Origin of the sequence: Pseudomonas sp. HN11, from assembly GCF_021390155.1 — a bacterium.
Lineage (GTDB): Bacteria > Pseudomonadota > Gammaproteobacteria > Pseudomonadales > Pseudomonadaceae > Aquipseudomonas.
The window spans coordinates 3,921,136-3,938,450 of sequence record NZ_CP089985.1 but is presented as its reverse complement, the minus strand read 5'-3'; the positions used below and the strand labels follow the sequence as shown (position 1 = coordinate 3,938,450).

Annotated in this window: 17 protein-coding genes and 1 pseudogene; 5 read left to right on the top strand and 13 right to left on the bottom strand. The window is 61.3% G+C overall.

Translation table 11 applies throughout. The features are described from left to right. Positions 1–40 precede the first annotated feature (40 nt). From LVW35_RS29230 to LVW35_RS17775, 4 genes and pseudogenes are all read left to right on the top strand, one after another. The gene (locus tag LVW35_RS29230) at positions 41–259 is read left to right on the top strand and encodes a hypothetical protein (protein WP_233891346.1); all 219 of its coding nucleotides are present in this window, start codon (positions 41–43) and stop codon (positions 257–259) included. After that, positions 199–363, top strand: a pseudogene (locus tag LVW35_RS29225) (anion permease); the annotation flags it as partial. The gene LVW35_RS29230 and the pseudogene LVW35_RS29225, both read left to right, overlap by 61 nt. A gap of 232 nt (positions 364–595) precedes the next feature. Continuing rightward, positions 596–2,242: an MFS transporter gene (locus LVW35_RS17780; protein WP_233891345.1), complete on the top strand. Its 1,647-nt coding sequence runs from the start codon at positions 596–598 to the stop codon at positions 2,240–2,242. After that, on the top strand, positions 2,239–3,390 hold the full coding sequence (locus LVW35_RS17775) for an HlyD family secretion protein (RefSeq protein WP_233891344.1): 1,152 nt from the start codon (positions 2,239–2,241) through the stop codon (positions 3,388–3,390). The genes LVW35_RS17780 and LVW35_RS17775 overlap by 4 nt, the downstream gene beginning before the upstream one ends. Here the strand turns inward: LVW35_RS17775 and LVW35_RS17770 are convergent. The 10 genes from LVW35_RS17770 to LVW35_RS17725 form a co-directional block, all read right to left on the bottom strand. Next, the gene (locus tag LVW35_RS17770; RefSeq protein ID WP_233891343.1) at positions 3,370–4,248 is read right to left on the bottom strand and encodes an aldose 1-epimerase; all 879 of its coding nucleotides are present in this window, start codon (positions 4,246–4,248) and stop codon (positions 3,370–3,372) included. The genes LVW35_RS17775 and LVW35_RS17770 overlap by 21 nt on opposite strands. Beyond that, positions 4,248–5,528 (bottom strand): TRAP transporter large permease, encoded by a 1,281-nt coding sequence (locus LVW35_RS17765; protein ID WP_233891342.1) that lies wholly within the window; start codon positions 5,526–5,528, stop codon positions 4,248–4,250. Before LVW35_RS17765 ends, LVW35_RS17770 begins: the two co-directional genes overlap by 1 nt. A gap of 1 nt (position 5,529) precedes the next feature. Next, complete coding sequence (locus tag LVW35_RS17760; RefSeq protein ID WP_233891341.1) at positions 5,530–6,057, bottom strand: TRAP transporter small permease; 528 nt, start codon at positions 6,055–6,057, stop codon at positions 5,530–5,532. 64 nt (positions 6,058–6,121) lie between these two features. Next, entirely contained in the window at positions 6,122–7,084 is a 963-nt protein-coding gene (locus tag LVW35_RS17755; protein WP_233891340.1) for a TRAP transporter substrate-binding protein, read from the bottom strand. Positions 7,085–7,135: 51 nt separating this feature from the next. Then, positions 7,136–8,011: an SMP-30/gluconolactonase/LRE family protein gene (locus LVW35_RS17750; protein WP_233891339.1), complete on the bottom strand. Its 876-nt coding sequence runs from the start codon at positions 8,009–8,011 to the stop codon at positions 7,136–7,138. 2 nt (positions 8,012–8,013) lie between these two features. Next, positions 8,014–8,838 (bottom strand): NAD-dependent epimerase/dehydratase family protein, encoded by an 825-nt coding sequence (locus LVW35_RS17745; RefSeq protein ID WP_233891338.1) that lies wholly within the window; start codon positions 8,836–8,838, stop codon positions 8,014–8,016. Positions 8,839–9,071: 233 nt separating this feature from the next. Beyond that, on the bottom strand, positions 9,072–10,334 hold the full coding sequence (locus tag LVW35_RS17740; protein WP_233891337.1) for an OprD family porin: 1,263 nt from the start codon (positions 10,332–10,334) through the stop codon (positions 9,072–9,074). A gap of 142 nt (positions 10,335–10,476) precedes the next feature. Further along, positions 10,477–11,334, bottom strand: coding sequence for a copper homeostasis membrane protein CopD (gene copD, locus LVW35_RS17735; protein WP_233891336.1), 858 nt, complete (start codon positions 11,332–11,334; stop codon positions 10,477–10,479). Between the two features lie 3 nt (positions 11,335–11,337). Beyond that, positions 11,338–11,703, bottom strand: a complete 366-nt coding sequence (gene copC / locus LVW35_RS17730) for a copper homeostasis periplasmic binding protein CopC (RefSeq protein ID WP_233891335.1) — start codon at positions 11,701–11,703, stop codon at positions 11,338–11,340. A 12-nt stretch (positions 11,704–11,715) separates the two neighbouring features. Continuing rightward, entirely contained in the window at positions 11,716–12,165 is a 450-nt protein-coding gene (locus LVW35_RS17725; protein ID WP_233891334.1) for a GNAT family N-acetyltransferase, read from the bottom strand. A gap of 143 nt (positions 12,166–12,308) precedes the next feature. On the opposite strand from LVW35_RS17725, the gene LVW35_RS17720 reads away from it, so the two are divergent. Beyond that, positions 12,309–12,929 (top strand): TetR/AcrR family transcriptional regulator, encoded by a 621-nt coding sequence (locus tag LVW35_RS17720; RefSeq protein ID WP_041160967.1) that lies wholly within the window; start codon positions 12,309–12,311, stop codon positions 12,927–12,929. A 79-nt stretch (positions 12,930–13,008) separates the two neighbouring features. On the opposite strand, the gene preA is transcribed toward LVW35_RS17720, so the two are convergent. The 3 genes from preA to hydA form a co-directional block, all read right to left on the bottom strand. After that, positions 13,009–14,283: an NAD-dependent dihydropyrimidine dehydrogenase subunit PreA gene (gene preA, locus LVW35_RS17715; protein WP_233891333.1), complete on the bottom strand. Its 1,275-nt coding sequence runs from the start codon at positions 14,281–14,283 to the stop codon at positions 13,009–13,011. Next, positions 14,283–15,650: an NAD(P)-dependent oxidoreductase gene (locus LVW35_RS17710; protein ID WP_233891332.1), complete on the bottom strand. Its 1,368-nt coding sequence runs from the start codon at positions 15,648–15,650 to the stop codon at positions 14,283–14,285. The genes preA and LVW35_RS17710 overlap by 1 nt, the downstream gene beginning before the upstream one ends. Positions 15,651–15,827: 177 nt before the next feature. Continuing rightward, positions 15,828–17,267, bottom strand: coding sequence for a dihydropyrimidinase (hydA, locus tag LVW35_RS17705; RefSeq protein WP_233891331.1), 1,440 nt, complete (start codon positions 17,265–17,267; stop codon positions 15,828–15,830). Between the last annotated feature and the right edge of the window lie 48 nt (positions 17,268–17,315).

The window sequence follows — 17,315 nt, the reverse complement described above, 5'->3', positions numbered from 1 at the left end:
CGCTGCATCATTCAAGTTACCCCTGGGCCTGGTGATTGCCGTGCTGGTGATGACTGGGGCGCTGCTCACTTCGCTGATGGCCTTTCTGCTCGGCACGGCGCCGTTGTTGCAAGACCCCACTCATTTGATCGGCACCCGCCCGGCGATCAGCATGGCGCTCACCGGCTTCTCCAATCTGGCGCTGGTGGCGGGCGCATTGACACCACCTCGACCACGTACGCGGGGTTGGTGTTGCTGTTGCTGCCGGGTATCGGCGTGATGACCTGGAAGGATGTGCAGTCACGGATTCCTTGGGGCACGGTGATTGTGTTTGGGGTGGGCATCAGCCTGGGTCCGGCGCGGCTAACCCGGCGGCCCCCCCAAATCCCTGTCGGATTACGGGCATACCGAGCCTAGGCGAGGTACCGAGTGTTGGGGCGAGGACCTTTTGGCGCTCTTCCAAAAGTGACCCGCCGTAATAGCGGAACCATAAGCGCCGTGACCGCAGCAACGGATATGTACACCCCCCACATGACAAGATGAACTCCCCTCAGGTTTACTACTCTCTGAGTATGCTTTCACCGACTCCCCTCAGTCGGCTCATCTAGGTCACCGAATGAACAAATACACCCCCCACACCTGGGAACCCCACGAGCGCCCAAGCCTCCCAGGTTCACCGTCTACCCCACTGCACCCCACGCACAAGCGTTGGCTGTTCGCGATGGTCGGCGTGCTGGTGGCAATCACCGGGGGCCTGGGTAACGCGCTGGTCATCGCCAACCTGCAATACCTGCAAGGCGCCCTCGGCGCGACCACCGCCGAAATGGCCTGGCTGCCCGCCGCCTATGTGATGACCAACGTGTGCATGAACCTGCTGCTGGTGAAGTTCCGCCAGCAGTTCGGCCTGCGTGCGTTCACCGAGGTGTTCCTGGTGCTGTACGCGCTGGTCACCTTCGGCCATTTGTTCGTCAACGACCTCAACTCGGCCATCGCCGTACGGGCAGCCCATGGCATGGTCGGCGCGGCGCTGAGTTCGTTGGGCTTGTACTACATGATCCAGGCGTTCCCGGCCAAGTGGCGTTTGAAGTCACTGGTGTTGGGGTTGGGCACCGCACAACTCGCGTTGCCCTTGGCGCGCCTGTTCTCCGAAGACCTGCTGCAAATCGCCGAATGGCGTGGCCTATACCTGTTCGAGCTGGGCATGGCGCTGATCTGCCTGGGCTGTGTGTTCCTGCTTAAACTTCCGCCCGGCGACCGCTTCAAGACCTTTGAAAAGCTCGACTTCCTCACCTTTGCCATCCTCGCCACCGGCGTCGCCTTGCTCTGCGCGGTGTTGTCCCTGGGCCGCATCGACTGGTGGCTGGAGGCGCCCTGGATCGGCATTGCCTCGGCCTGTTCACTGGTGCTGATCATGGCCGGCCTGGCCATCGAGCATAACCGCGCCAACCCGATGTTGATGACCCGCTGGCTGGGCAGCGGCGTGATGATCCGCCTCGCGCTGGCGGTGATCCTGATTCGCATGGTGCTGTCCGAGCAGTCCACCGGCGCGGTGGGGTTCATGCAGATGTTGAACATGAGCTACCAGCAAATGCACACCCTGTATGTGGTGATGCTGGCCGGGGCAATTGCCGGGCTGATGGTCAGCGCGTTGACGATCAATCCGGCGCATTTGCTGATGCCGCTGGTGATTTCCCTGGCGCTGATGGCCACCGGTTCGGTGATGGACAGTTTTTCCAGTAACCTGACGCGGCCTCAGAACCTCTACATCAGCCAGTTCCTGCTAGGCTTCGGCGGTACATTCTTCCTCGGCCCGACCATGGTGCTGGGTACCAAGAATGTGCTGACCAACCCGCGTAACCTGGTGAGTTTTTCGGTGATGTTCGGTATTTGCCAGAACCTGGGCGGCCTGATTGGCGCGGCGTTGCTCGGCACGTTCCAGATTGTGCGCGAGAAATATCACTCGAGCATGATCGTCGAACACCTGACCCTGCTCGACCCACGTGTGGCCGCGCGGGTGCAGAGCGGCGGTTCGGCCTACGGCGGCATTGTCGCCGACCCCGAGATGCGCAACCTGATGGGCATTCGCAGCCTGGCCACGGCGGCGACCCGTGAGGCGAACGTGATGGCCTACAACGATGTCTTCATGCTGATCGCGATCATCGCGGTACTGACCATGATCTGGATCTTTATCCGCAGTCTGTGGCTGATGAGCACTACTAAAGCAGCAGCCACTCCCGTTCAACCCAGCGGCGCTTCTTCATGACCGAACCGACTTCCACCACCACGACCACCAACGCCATCGCCTCTACCCCGGAAGGCAGCACACCGCCCGGCGCCACAGTCACCGAGCCGCGCTCCTTGCGGGTGCGCATCGTCTCGTCCCTGGGCTTTGCCGCAATTGCCATCGTCGGGGTGCTGATCGTGTTGTATGCCTGGCAGTTGCCACCGTTCAGCAGTGCGGTGGAAACCACCGAGAACGCGCTGGTGCGTGGGCAGGTGACGATTATCGGGCCGCAGCTCAGCGGCTATGTGTTCGAAGTGCCGGTGCAGGACTTCCAGTATGTAAAGGCCGGTGACCTGCTGGTACGTCTGGACGACCGCATCTACAAGCAGCGCCTGGACCAGGCGTTGGCGCAATTGGCGGTGCAGCAGGCGTCGTTGGCGAATGTGGTGCAGCAGCGCAACAGTGCCGAAGCCACCATCAAGTTGCGCCAGGCAGCCTTGGCGGACAGCCAGGCGCAGGCGCGCAAGAGCACCGCCGATTTGCGCCGCAATGAAGAGTTGATCAGCGACGGCTCGGTGTCCAAGCGCGAGCTGGACGTGACCCGCGCCGCCAACGCGCAGACCATCGCCGCCGTGGCGCAAGCACAGGCCAGCCTGGAAATCGCGCGGCAGGATCTGCAGACGGTGATCGTCAACCGCGGCTCTCTGGAAGCGGCCGTGGCCAGTGCCGAGGCGGCGGTGGAGTTGGCGCGAATCGATCTGTCCAACACCCGCATCACCGCGCCCCGCGATGGTCAGCTTGGGCAGATCGGCGTGCGGCTCGGGGCCTACGTCAACTCAGGTGCGCAGTTGATGGCGCTGGTGCCGCCGCAGTTGTGGGTGATCGCCAATATGAAGGAAACCCAGATGGACAACGTGCAGGTCGGCCAGCCGGTGACCTTCACGGTGGATGCGCTGAACCACCGCAAATTCCACGGCACGGTACAGCATATTTCACCCGCCACCGGCTCGGAGTTCAGTCTGTTGCAGGCCGACAATGCCACCGGCAACTTCGTCAAGATCGCCCAGCGCGTGCCGGTGCGGATCATGGTTGACCCGGACCAGGCCGAGAGCGAGCGGTTGCGGCCTGGGTTGTCGGTGGTCGTCAGTATCGATACGGCGGGGCGGTTAAAGAACAGCCCGCCCTGACAGCGCTTGATACGTGAGGGTAAAGGCCAATTCCGCCGACTGGCCTTGCTCCAACAGCTTCAGCCCAGGCCGTCCTGGCAGGTGGTGAGCATTCACCGGATGATTCACCGGCTCGATGCAAAAGAACCCCAGCCCCGGCGGGCAGTACAGTAGAAAGTATTCACTCCCGGTGGCCTGGCATTCCAGTGTGTAGCCCAGTTCCGGCTGCTCGATCAGGCAGTGGCCGTCCCAGTGGCAAAAGCCGTTGTCCACCAAGCCTTCAGGCAGGGTTTTCAACTGCTGGAAATTCCAGTCGGCGGGCACCGGCGCCAGCCCTGTCGGTAACTTGGACGTGTCACTCATCCACACTTGCAACGCCTTGGCCTGCAACCGCGTACCTGCTGTGCGCGGCAGATACGGATGCAATCCCAGCCCATGCCACGCGGGTTTTTCCGCCAGATGGGTCACGCGCAAAGCGATGCTCAGTTCACCGTTCTCCAACCGAAATCGCTGCTCGGCGCGATAGGCGAACGGCACGTCGCACATCACCTCCAGTACAACTTCATCCGCTGCCTGGCTGACCACCCGCCACGCCCGTTGCCAGGCCGAACCGTGAATCGGCAGCGGGTCGGTCAAGCTATTGGGCGCCAGCGCCAGCCAACCGTCGGGGTTGGCGAAACCGCCATCGGCAATCCGGTTGGACCAGGGCGCCAAGGGATAACAGCCGAGCTTGCCTGGCAACCCGGTGTTGATCGCGTGCGCATCGCTGTGCCGCAACAGTGGCTGGCCGGTGGCGCGCACCGTCCAGTTGACGATGCTGCCTCCCGTGCCTGGCGCGAGGGTGAGGTGGGTCAGGTTGTCCTGCAGTTCAATCAGCATCAGAGCACCACGCTTGGCAGCCACAACGACAGCGCCGGAATGTAGGTCACGGCCATCAGTACCAGGAACAACACGCCATAGAACGGCAGCAGCGCCTTCACGGTTTTCTCGATGCTGACCTTGCCCACCGCCGCACCGACGAACAGCACCGCGCCCACGGGCGGAGTGATCAGGCCGATACCGAGGTTGACCAGCATGATCATGCCGAAGTGCACCGGATCGACGCCGATACCCAGCACCACCGGCAGCAGGATCGGTGTAAGGATCAAGATCAGCGGCGCCATGTCCATCACCGTGCCGAGCAACAGCAGCATGGCGTTGATGCACATCAGGATCACGTAGCGGTTGTCCGACAGGGTCAGGAACATCGTGGTGATTTTTGCCGGGATCTGCATCAGGGTCATGATGTAGCCGAAGCTGGCGGCAAAGGCGATCAGGATCATCACGATGGAAATGGTGCGCACCGTGCGATGCATCAGCTTGGGCAGCTCGCTCCATTTGTAGTCGCGGTAGATGAACATGGTCACGAAGAACGCCCACAGCACGGCAATCGCGGCAGATTCAGTGGCGGTGAAAATCCCCGAGAGGATACCGCCCAGGATGATCACCATGGCCATCAGGCCCCAGAGCGCATCGGCGCAGATTTTCAGCGCCTGCTTGAGCGCAATGACTTCACCCTTGGGGTAGTTGCGCTTTTTCGCAAAGATCAGGCACAGCACCATCAGACACGCGCTCATCAGCAAGCCCGGCACCACGCCGGCCATGAACAGCGACGCAATCGACACCGTACCGCCGGCCGCCAGGGAGTAGAGCACCGAGTTATGGCTGGGCGGGGTCAGCAGTGCCTGTACCGAACCACTGACGGTCACCGCCGTGGCGAATTCACGCGGGTAGCCACGGCGTTCCATTTCCGGGATGAGCACTGAGCCGACAGAGGCGGTGTCCGCCACCGACGAGCCGGAAATCGCGCCGAAAAACGTCGAGGCCATGATGTTCACCAACGACAGGCCGCCGCGTACAAAGCCCACCAGCACGCCGGCAAACGCCACCAGCCGCCGTGACATGCCGCCTTCGGCCATGATCGCGCCGGCCAGCACAAAGAACGGAATCGCCATCAGCGAAAATTTGTTCACCCCGCCGGCCACCTGGATCATCAAGGCCTGGAACGGGATGTCGATCCACCACGCGCCGATCAGCGCCGACAAGCCCAGCGCGTAGGCCACCGGCATGCCGATCAGGATCAAGGCGATAAAGCTGCCCAACAGAATCAATGCGTCCATATCAAGCGGCCCCTTCGCTTTCTTCTACCAGGTCGAAGCGCACGACCCGACGGTTGCTCTGGTCACCGATCAGGAGTTTCTCCACCACAAAAATCAGGGTCAGCAGCCCGCCAATCGGGATCGGCATGTAAGTGATGCCCACGCGCAGGGTAGGGATGGCACTCATGAACTGGTTCCAGGTGGACAGGCACAGCTTGGTGCCCCAGATCGTCATGAACAGGCAGATGGTGCCCATCAGCAATTGCGAGACCACGCCGATGATCTGGCGTTGGCGGGGTGGCAGGCGGTCAGTGACCATGGCCACCGACATATGCGCGCCGGCGCGGTAACTGGCGGCGGCGCCGATAAAGGTGAATACCAGCATCAACAGGATGGCGGTGGGCTCCGGCCAGCTGGAACCGGTGCCGAGGACGTAACGGGCGAAGATGCCCCAGGGTATGATCAGTGCGACCCCCAATACCGAGAGGCCGGCGACCCAGATGCAGGTCATGTAGATGCGGTCGTTGATGCGCAGCAGTAAATTCTTCATGGCGTTCACCGTAACCGGGCGTGTCGATGCCGACCGCGCCGGGCCTTGCTAGAGAAGGAGGGTGTTACTGGACGGCGTCGATACGCTTGATGATGTCGGCGTAAGCCGCACCGTACTTGGCGCGAACCGGCGCGGTGGCGTCATAGAAGGGTTTTTTGTCGACGGTGATGAACTCCACGCCGGCGGCCTTGAGCTTGGTCTCACTGCTGGCGGACTTGGCGTCCCACAACACGCGTTCGTCAGCCTGGGCGGCCTTGGCGGCTTTTTTCACCATGGCCTGTTGCGCGGGGGTGAGTTTGTTCCAGGTGATTTTCGACATCACGATGGGCTCGGGCAAAATCAGGTGTTCGGTGAGGGTGTAGTACTTGGCGTTCTGGAAATGGTTGTGCTCCAGCAGGGTCGGCGGGTTGTTTTCTGCGCCATCGATCACGCCGGTCTGCAGGGCACTGAAGATTTCGCCGGTGTCCATGGCGACGGCATTGGCCCGCATTTCATTGAAGGCCTCGATGAACAGCGGGTTGCCTTGCACGCGGATCTTCATGCCCTTGAGGTCTTCGATCTTGCGTACCGGTTTCTTGGTGTAGAGGTTGCGCGTGCCGCCGTCCATCCAGGCCAGGGCGACCAGGCCGAATTCGGAGTCGGTGATTTTGGCGAGGATCTCGTCGCCGATCTCGCCGTCGATGACCTTGCGCATATGCGCCTGGTCGCGGAACACGAACGGCAGGTTGAACACGTTCACGTCCGGCACCACCGGGCCGACAATGCCGAGGCTGACGCGGGTCATCTGGATGGCGCCGACTTGCGCCTGTTCGACCACTTCTTTCTCGGAGCCGAGGACACCGCCGGGGAAATACTTGAAGGTCAGTTCGCCATTGCTTTCTTTGGTCAGGGCCTTGCCCATGTTCTCTTCGGCAACAACGGTGGGGTAGCCGGCGGGGTGGATGTCGGCGAATTTGATTTCCAGCGCGTGGGCGGCGCTGCTGAGGGTAAAAAATGCGGCGGCGAGCAAAGTGCGGTTGAAGTCCATGGGGGTTCATTCCTGTCTTGTTATTGTTGTATTCAAGGCACAGCGATGCAGCTAGAGGGTGAAGGTGGGCTCCGGCACTCCGACAACGCCGGGGTTGAGGGCGAACACGCCGCCGGACAGTGACTGTTCACTCTGGTCATCGCGGATCGAGGTGACGAACAGGGTGTCCAGGCGACTGCCGCCAAAGGCGCACATGGTGGGTTTTTTCACCGGTACGGTGAGGGAGCGATCGAGGCGACCGTCCGGGGTGAAGCGATGGATCAGCCCGGCGTCGTTGGCGCAGATCCAGTAGCAGCCATCGGCATCCACGGCCGCGCCGTCGGGGCGGCCGAGGTACTTGTGCATGTCCACGAACACGCGGCGATTGGACGGCGTGCCGGTGTCGATGTCGTAGTCGAAGGCCCAGATCTGCTGCACCAGCGGATGGGAGTCGGAGGCATACATCGTGCGGCCATCGGGGCTGAAAGCCAGGCCATTCAAGGTGATAAAGCCGTCCAACTGAGCCTGGGGCGCCGCACCGGATGCGTAGCGATACAAGGTGCCCTCGGCCGCATTCAAGCCCATGTTCAGCACCATGCTGCCGGCCCAGAAGCGACCCTGGCGATCGCAGCGGCCGTCGTTCAGGCGCATGTCCTGGCGTGGGTGCTCGACACCCGCCAGAGGCGTCGTGTCGAGGCTGCCGTCGTTGTGCGGGGTGAGCTGGAAGAAGCCGGTCTCCATACCGGCGACCCAGTTGCCCGCGTCAGTGCGAGCGATGCAGGCAAGCATCTGTGGGGCTGTCCAGGCGGCCATGTGGCCGTTGGCAGCGTTCCAGCGTTGCAGGCCACCCTTGGGGATATCCACCCAGTACAGGGCGTTTTCCTCGGGCACCCACACCGGGCATTCGCCTACGGCATTGCGGGCATCGACGATCAGTTCAGCGGTCATGGTCAGTCCCCAAAAGGACCGGCCGCGCAGAACGCACCGCCCTGGTAGACCTTGGCCGGGTCATCGGCGGCGACCGGTGGTTGGGTTTCGACCTGGGCGCGGAACACTTCGGAGCTGTCTTTGGGGACAAAGCCCAAGTGCGCGGCGTAGCGGTTGTCCCACCAGGTGTCGAGGTTATCCGACATGCCGTAGACCACCGTGTGGCCGACGTTGGGGGTGTACAGCGCGCGCTCAAGCAATTGAGTCAGGTCGTCGAAGCTCAGCCAGGTGTGCATCATGCGGCGATTCTGTGGCTCCGGGAACGACGAGCCAATGCGGATGCTGACGGTCTCGATGCCGTAGCGGTCAAAGTAGAAGCTGGCCATGTCTTCGCCGTAGGACTTGGACAAGCCGTAGTAGCTGTCCGGGCGGCGAGGGGAGTGGGCGTCGAGTTTCTCACCTTGCTTGTAGAAGCCGATCACGTGGTTGGAACTGGCGAAAATCACGCGCTTCACACCGTGGCGGCGCGCGGCTTCATAGATATGGAAAATGCCGCTGATGTTCGCGCCGAGCACTTCTTCGAAAGAGCGCTCAACCGATACGCCGCCGAAGTGCAGGATCGCGTCGACGCCTTCCACCAAGTGGTGCACGGCTTGTTTGTCGGCGAGGTCGCAGGGTTGCACTTCTTCGCACGCGTCGGCAGCCGGGGCCATGTTGGCGATGTCCGACAGACGCAGTACCTGGGCGTAAGGGCGCAGGCGCTCGCGCAAGACTTTACCCAGGCCGCCCGCAGCACCGGTGAGCAGCAGGCGATTGAATGGAACGGGCGTGGTTGTGGTGGTGGTCATGAGGGTTCCATTGTTGTTGTAGGTTGTCGTATGACTATGCCGAAGTATCGTTAGGGATTCCCTAGGTTGTCAACGTTCTTCCGGTTAAGTAAGGGCCGGAAATATGGGAGCGAGCTTGCTCGCGAATACGGTATGTCGGTCGACTCGTCCGGTGCTGATGTGCCGCATTCGCGCGCAAGCCCGCTCCCGAAAGGCGGGGGCGTTGACTGAAAGTTCCCGTCCGATCCGAAACCTTACAGCAGTGAAATCGGGTAGCTGATAAACAGCCTATTTTCATCAAACTCGTTGTTGCTGAAATCCCGACGCATGGTCGAGTTGCGCCAGCGCACGTTCAGATCCTTTAGCGCACCGCTCTGTACCGTGTAGGCCAGTTCCGATTCCCGGCCCCATTCCTTACCGTCGGTGATCGCCCCGGTATGCACGTTACTGCCGCTGATGTAGCGGTTCATCATGGTCAATCCCGGAATACCCAGCACTACGAAGTTGAAGTCATGGCGCACCTGCCAGGATTTTTCCTTGGCATTATCATAGCTGGCGTTGTAGCTGTCGTTGGCCAGGGTGCCGCCGCTGGTGCCGTTGACACGCATCCACACGCTGTCACCAGTGAGTTTCTGCAGGCCCACATAGAAGGTGTTGCCGTTGTATTTGGCCGAGAGCAGGGCGAAAGCGGTCTTGTTGTCGAGGTCACCGGCCAGGGCGCTGCCGTCTTCCTTGCCGGTGAAAAAGCCGAGGTTGGCGCCCAGGGTCCAGTCGCCCACGGGTTGGCTGTGAGTCAGGTTGAAATACTGTTGTTGGTAGATATCGCTGAGTTCGGCGTACCACACGCCGACCTGGGTGCGTTTGTCATTGAAGCTGTATTCGCCGCCGCCGAAGTTGAAGCGGTCAGAGGTGAACGCGGCTTTGCCGTTCATGAACATGTCTTCCATGCTCGCGTCATTGCGCGGGCTGTTACCGCGAAACTGCCCGCCGTAGAGCGTCAGGCCGGCGATTTCATTGGATGTGACCTGACCACCACGGAACGTCTGGGGCAGTGAGCGGCCGTCGTCAGAGCGCAGGATCGGCAGCACCGGCATCCATTCGCCGACCTTCAATTCCGTCTTCGATAACTTGGTTTTCAGCGCCACGCCCAGGCGCCCGAAGTTGTCGGCCGGGCGGCCGTCGCTGTGGATCGGTAGCAATTGCGTACCGCCGGTGCCTTTACCGCCATCGAGCTTTTGCGAATACAGGCCGAGCACATCGATGCCGAAGCCCACGGTGCCCTGGGTAAAGCCGGACTTGGCGTCGAGAATGAAGTTCTGCGTCCATTCTTCGGCCTTGCCCTGGGGGTTGGTCGGGTTGGTGAAGTTGCGGTTGAAGTAGGCGTTGCGCAGGTTGATTGTGGCCTTGGCGTCGTCGACGAAGCCATCGGCCGAAGCGGCAAGGGGCAGGGTGAAAGCCAGGCTGCCAAAACCGATAAAACCCAGACGAACGGAGGAATTGCGGGCGAGTGAACTCACAGTGAAGCTCCCTTTCTTTTGTTGTTTTTATTATTTGTTATACGTTGTCGTACAACATTGAATCGGATATTTGCGGGGTTTTCCGGGATTGTCAATCAGAAGTTATGCGATGACTTGCTTGGGGACGGAGGCGGTAAGGTCTTCAACCCGCCATCACCATGGGGGGCAAGGTGCCAAGAAGGGAAACGGCCGCGACTGCGGCAACACCCAGTAACCATTCCAGCATCACGCTGGACTTCAGACTGCGCAGATGTTGTTCACAGCGCTCTATGCACAGCCGGTTAAGCAGCGCCAACGCCAGCATGCCCAGCACCAGCAGCACCTTGATCAACAGAATCAGCGCGAACCCATTGAACAACGGCGTAGGCCACAGTTGCCCAGTCAGTACGCGCACGTTGATCAAGCCGGTCACCAGCAAACCGGCGACCAGGCCGTAGCCCACGCCGCTGAACCGCCGCAGGATCGGCTCCAGCGCCAAGGCTGGCGATTGCCTGAGGATCAACACCAGCAACAGCAAGCCGCCGAGCCAGGCACCGACGCAGACCAGATGTACCACCTGGTTGAGGATCAGCAATCGCCCGCTGAGCCCATCGAGCATGGCGCCATGGCCGACCGGCGCCAAGGTCGCCAACAACAGCGCAATGACCGGCAGTCGCAGCGTCCGCCAGGGTTTGATCAGCACGATCACCAGAACCAGGTTCAGCAACAGGTGCCACACCCACACTTGGCCAAAGAAGGTCTTGCCCAGCACCAACTGCACGGTGGCCGGCTGCAGCGCCGCATCCCAGCTGCCCGCCATGCTGGCGGTAATCAACAATAGCCAGGCCACGCCGGAAAACAGCCCCAGCCAAGCCAGCCCACGGGTGGTACGGTGAAGTTGCCGGTCGAGTACCGGTTGCGGTTCAGCGCCCATCAGCCAAGGCCTGAACACACAGGCCCCGAACATCAACAACACGACGATGAAATGCACAAAGCGGCACAGCACCAGCAGCGTCGCCATGGGTTACTGGCCAACCTTGAAGCTGTATTCACCGTTGCTCTTGTGAGTGTCGACCGAAACCGCGTTCCACACCACTTTGTAGGTGCCGGCGGCCAGTGGTGCGGCTGGGGTGACGATCAAAACTTTCTTGTCGGCGTCCGGGGTTTCCAGGCCCTTGATAGCGACCTCGGTGCCGTCCTTGCTCAGGGACACCTTGGTGAAGGTGGACTCGACACCTTCGCTGAAGGTCAGGCGCAGGTCTTTAGGCGCGGCGACGCGGCTGTCGGCTGCCGGTTCCGCGCTCTTGAGGTGAGCATGGGCAAACGCCGCCGAGGCGCCCAGCAGAGAGGTGAGCAGGACGATGGTGTTGAGGCTTTTCTTGATCAACATTGTTCAATACCTTCAGGGTCTGGGAGTCGGTAGAGCCATGTGCAGCAAGGGAAAGGGCTTGCCTTCGCCATCCAGCGGCGAGCGCGCGACCTGGATAAAACCATAGTGCAGGTAGAACCCCACGGCCTGGGGGTTTTGTTCGTTCACATCCACCGTGAGGGTGTCGTGTCGCGCGCGGGCGTGGTCCAGCAGCTGGCGGCCGATGCCTTGGCCACGGCGGTCGGGTTCGATGAACAGCATCTCCACATTGTGCCCGCCGGTGCCGATGAAACCGGCAATGCCGTGTGGATCTTCATACACCCACACATCCAGTGCGGGCATTGGCAGGTAGGTATCGCGTACCAGCGGCAGCAGACGTTGAATGTCATCCTCGGGGAGGAAGTCATGAGTGGCCCGCACCGAGCGCTCCCACAGTGCGCCCAGCACCGGGTCGTCGGTGGCCACGCGAGGTCGAATAGTCATTGCAATGATCCTTCATGGGGACCGCGATCCTAACCAATCCGATTTCCAGGGGAAAGGTTCGCGTCAGAAGTTTCATTATGGCCTGTCGCCGCGATCTAGAGCCGATGGTAGTCTTTAAGCCTAGTTGTTGTCAGGGAGCCCTTATGGGCAATCACAAGATCGGAATTCGTCGGGTCAACGTCGAGAAAATCCTGCTGGCCGCGGAGAAAGTCTTCGCTGAAAAAGGCTATGGCAGCACTGCCATGGCCGACATCGCCGAAGAAGTGCAACTGCCGCGCTCCAACCTGCATTACTACTTCACCACCAAGAGCGAGCTGTACAGCGCGGTGCTGTTCGACCTGCTGGAAGTGTGGAAGCAGGACGCCCTGAGCTTCGAAACCTTCGACGATCCACGGGTGGTGCTCAGCAGCTACATCCGCGCCAAGATGCAACGCTCGCGCACTCGGCCTTATGGTTCAAAAGTCTGGGCCAATGAAATCATCCACGGCGCGCCGACGCTCGGTGAGGCGTTGGATGAAAGCCTGTACGACTGGGCCAAGATGAAGGAAGCGAAAATTCGCCAATGGGTTGAAGACAAACGCATCCTGCCGGTGGAGCCGTCGAGCCTGCTGTACATGATCTGGGCGTCGACCCAGCACTACGCCGACTTTGATCATCAGGTGAAGATCCTGAATGACCACCAGCCGCTGTCGGACATGCAGTTCGAGAAGGCGATTCAGACGGTGACAGGTGTGATTTTGCGGGGGATTGGGTTGGAGCCTTGATATCGGTTAGCTGATCCCATTTTTGTGGTGAGCGGGCTTGCCCCGCGCGAGGCAAGCGCGCTCACCACAATATTTCGGATTACACAGCCTCTCGATACGGGTTGCGCGGATCCTGCGTCCAATTCAAGAACGGCTTGCCCGTGTCCATCGGCACCATCTCGATACAGTCCGCCACCGGGCAGGTGATCTGGCAAAGGTTGCAGCCCACACACTCATCATCGATCACCTCGTATTTATGCGTGCCATCCGCCTGTTTCAAGCTGGCGATGGCCTGGTGCGACGTGTCCTCACAGGCAATGTGGCAACGTCCGCAGCCAATGCACGCTGCCTGATCGATCTTTGCGATGACCTGATAGTTGATGTCCAGGTACTTCCAGTCCGTCGTGTTGCCCACCGCGCGCCCGGAAAAGTCCTGCAGGCTTTTGTAGCCTTGGCTGTCCATCCACCGTGACAACCCGTCCTTCATCTCTTCGACAATCCGAAACCCATGCAGCATCGCCGCCGTGCACACCTGCACCGCACCGCAGCCCAAGGCGACGAATTCCGCCGCATCACGCCAGTTGCCGATGCCGCCAATGCCGCAAATCGGCAGGCCCTGGGTCTGCGGGTCGCGGGCGATTTCGGCGACCATGTTCAGCGCGATCGGCTTGACCGCCGAACCGCAATAGCCGCCATGGGTGCTTTGGGTACCGACCACCGGCAGCGCGACCATGCGTTCCAGGTCGACGCTGGTGATGGAGTTGATGGTGTTGATCAGCGACACCGCATCCGCGCCGCCGCGATACGCCGCCCGTGCCGCCACGCGGATGTCGGTGATATTCGGCGTGAGCTTGACGATCACCGGCAGCGAGCAATAGGTCTTGCACCAGCGCGTTACCTGTTCCACATATTCCGGCACCTGGCCCACCGCCGCGCCCATGCCGCGTTCGGGCATGCCGTGGGGACAGCCGAAGTTCAGTTCGATACCGTCGCAACCCGTGGCTTCCACCAGGGGCAGGATGTTTTTCCAGGATTCTTCAACGCACGGCACCATCAACGACACGATCAGCGCACGGTCGGGCCAGTCCTTTTTCACCTGGGTGATTTCCTGCAGGTTGATCGCCAGGGAGCGGTCCGTGATCAGCTCGATATTGTTGATGCCCAACACTTCCCGGTTAGCGCCGTAGTGCGCTGAGTAGCGTGACGACACGTTCACCGCGGCCGGATCCTCGCCCAGGGTTTTCCACACCACGCCGCCCCAACCGGCTTCGAAGGCACGCACCACGTTGTAGGCCTTGTCAGTGGGTGGCGCGGAGGCCAGCCAGAACGGGTTGGGGGCTTTGATACCGGCAAATACAATCGAGAGATCGGCCATTACGCAGCCTCCACATTCAGCATGAGTTGGGCGTGCATGGCCTCGGCGGCCAGCTTGCCGTGTTGCACGGCCTGCACGGTGAGGTCCTGGCCGAGGCTGACGCAATCGCCACCCGCGTACACACCTGGAATACTGGTGCGCAGGTGTTCGTCGACGAAGATCCTCTCCCCGACACGGTGCAGTTGCTGGGCCAGCGGGTCATGCAGCGCTTCATTGTCGAAGCCCTGGCCGATGGCTTTGAAGATCGCATCAGCGGCCAGTTCGAAGGTTTCGCCAGTGGGGTGCAGACGGCCATTTTCCATACGGGTGCGCAAGAAGCGCATGCCACGTACATGGCCCTGATCATTCAGTAGCACTTCTTCCGGCTGGGCCCAGGTCAGCAGGCGTACCTGGTTGGCCTTGGCGATGTCCTGTTCGTGATGGGTCGCGCCCATGTCCGCCAAACCACGGCGGTAGACGAGGTTGACGTCGCGGGCACCAAGGCGGGCCATTTGCACGGCCATGTCGATGGCGGTGTTGCCGGCGCCAAGCACGATGCAGCGGTCGGCCAGCGGCAGTTGGGTCAGGTCGTCGGCCTGGCGCAGTTCGCGGATGTAGTCAGTGGCGGCGAGCAGTCCGGGGGCGTCCTCAAAGGGTAGCCCGAGCTGTTTGCTCGCGGCCAGGCCGAGGCCGAGGAACACTGAGTCGAATTGCTGATGCAGTTCGCTGAGGGTGAGATTGTCCCCCAGGCGCTGGCCATGACGGATTTCGATGCCGCCGATCTGCAGCAGGAAATCCAGTTCCTTCTGCGCGAAGTCATCCACCAGTTTGTACTTGGCGATCCCGTATTCATTCAGGCCGCCGGCCTTTTCCCGCGCTTCGAAGATCACCACGTCGTGGCCGTGCAAGGCGCTGCGGTGGGCGCAGGCCAACCCGGCAGGCCCGGCGCCGACCACGGCGATGCGCTTGCCTGTTGGAGCGGCACGCTGGAAAGGGTGTTCGGTGAAGTGCGCATTGTCGACGGCATAGCGTTGCAGCAGGCCAATCAGCACTGGGGCGCATTCTTCGGCGTTGTTACGCACGCAGGCCTGCTGGCACAGGATCTCCGTAGGGCACACCCGCGCACAGCTGCCGCCGAGGATGTTGGCCGAGAGGATTTTCTGCGCGGCGCCCTGCACGTTTTCGGTGTGGATGTTGCGGATGAACGACGGGATATCGATCTCGCTGGGGCATGCGTTCACGCAGGGCGCGTCGTAGCAATACAGGCAGCGCGAGGCTTCCAGTTGCGCCTGGCGGGCATTGAGCGGTGGCGCCAGGTCGGTGAAATGGCTGGCGAGGGTGGCGCCATCCTCAACGGGATGGGGGAGGTGGGTCAGGGTCTGGATCACGGTGGTGGCCTCACGGTTATTTTGGTGCTGCCTCTGACGGGCATTGGTTTTTGTGTTGCCTGTGCTGGCCTCTTCGCGAGCAAGTCGAATCGTCGCACCGCCGCTCCCCCATTCGATCCCGTTTTGTCTGGAGGAATACGTTCAAATGTGGGAGCGGGCTTGCTCGCGAATGCGGTATCAGCGTTTCACAGCAGTGGGCCTGGAACGCTCCGCGCGCTTGCTCAGTTGCTCAAACACCGGCGGATACGTCGGCCGCTCTACATACCGCCCGGCACCTTGCTCGGCGCGCAGGTCGCCATCGGCCCACACAAGCTTGCCCTGGCTGATGGTGTGGCTCGGCACGCCGCGCACGGTCTTGCCTTCGAAAATGTTGAAGTCGACTTTCTGGTGATGGGTCTTGGCGGAAATGGTCCGCGTACCCTCGGGATCCCACAGCACCAGGTCGGCATCCGCACCCACGCGGATTGCGCCTTTGCGCGGGTAGAGATTGAAAATCTTCGCGGTGTTGGTGGAGGTCAGCGCGACGAATTCCTGCATCGACAGGCGCCCGGTGTTGACGCCTTCGTCCCACAGCAGCGCCATGCGGTCCTCGATGCCGGCGGTGCCATTGGGGATTTTGCTGAAGTCGTCACGGCCGGCGGCTTTTTGCTCGGCGCAGAAGCAGCAGTGGTCGGTGGCGGTGGTGTGCAGGTTGCCGGATTGCAGGCCATGCCACAGCGCTTCCTGATGACCGCGCGGGCGGAACGGCGGGCTCATCACGTATCCGGCGGCGGTTTGCCAGTCCGGGTGCTGGTAGACGCTGTCGTCCAGCAGCAGGTGGCCGGCCAGCACCTCGCCGTAGACCGGTTGGCCTTTGCTGCGTGCGTAGGTGATTTCATCCAGCGCCTCCTTGGTGGATACATGCACCAGATAGAGCGGTGTGCCGATGGTCTCGGCGATACGAATGGCGCGGCTGGCGGCTTCGCCCTCGACTTGCGACGGGCGCGATAGCGGATGCGCCTCGGGCCCGGTGATGCCCTGGGCCATCAGCTTGCGTTGCAGGTGGTACACCAGCTCGCCGTTTTCTGCATGCACGGTGGGCACTGCGCCCAGTTCCAGGCAGCGTTCGAAGCTGGCGACGAGGGTGTCGTCCGCTGCCATGATCGCGTTCTTGTAGGCCATGAAGTGCTTGAAGCTGTTGATACCGTGGTGGCTGACCAACTCGGCCATTTCCTCGCGCACCTGTTCGCTCCACCACGTGATCGCGACGTGGAAGCCGTAGTCCGAAGCGGATTTTTCCGCCCAGCCGCGCCACTGGTGAAAGGCTTCCAGCAAGGATTGCTGTGGGTTGGGAATCACAAAGTCGATGATCGATGTGGTGCCTCCCGCCAGGCCTGCCGCTGTGCCGCTGAAAAAGTCTTCACTGGCCACGGTGCCCATGAAGGGCAGTTGCATATGGGTATGGGGGTCGATACCGCCGGGCATCAGGTATTGGCCGTTGCCATCGAGTGTTTCAGTGCCGGCGGGAATATCCAGGTTCGTGCCGATAGCCCGAATTAGACCGCCTGCGCATAAAACATCGGCACGGTAACTTTCATCATGGGTAATAACGGTGGCGCCACGGATCAACAGCGACATGTCGAGTTCCTCACAGGCTTGACCGGCTTGTGCCAGTTCTAAGTGTTG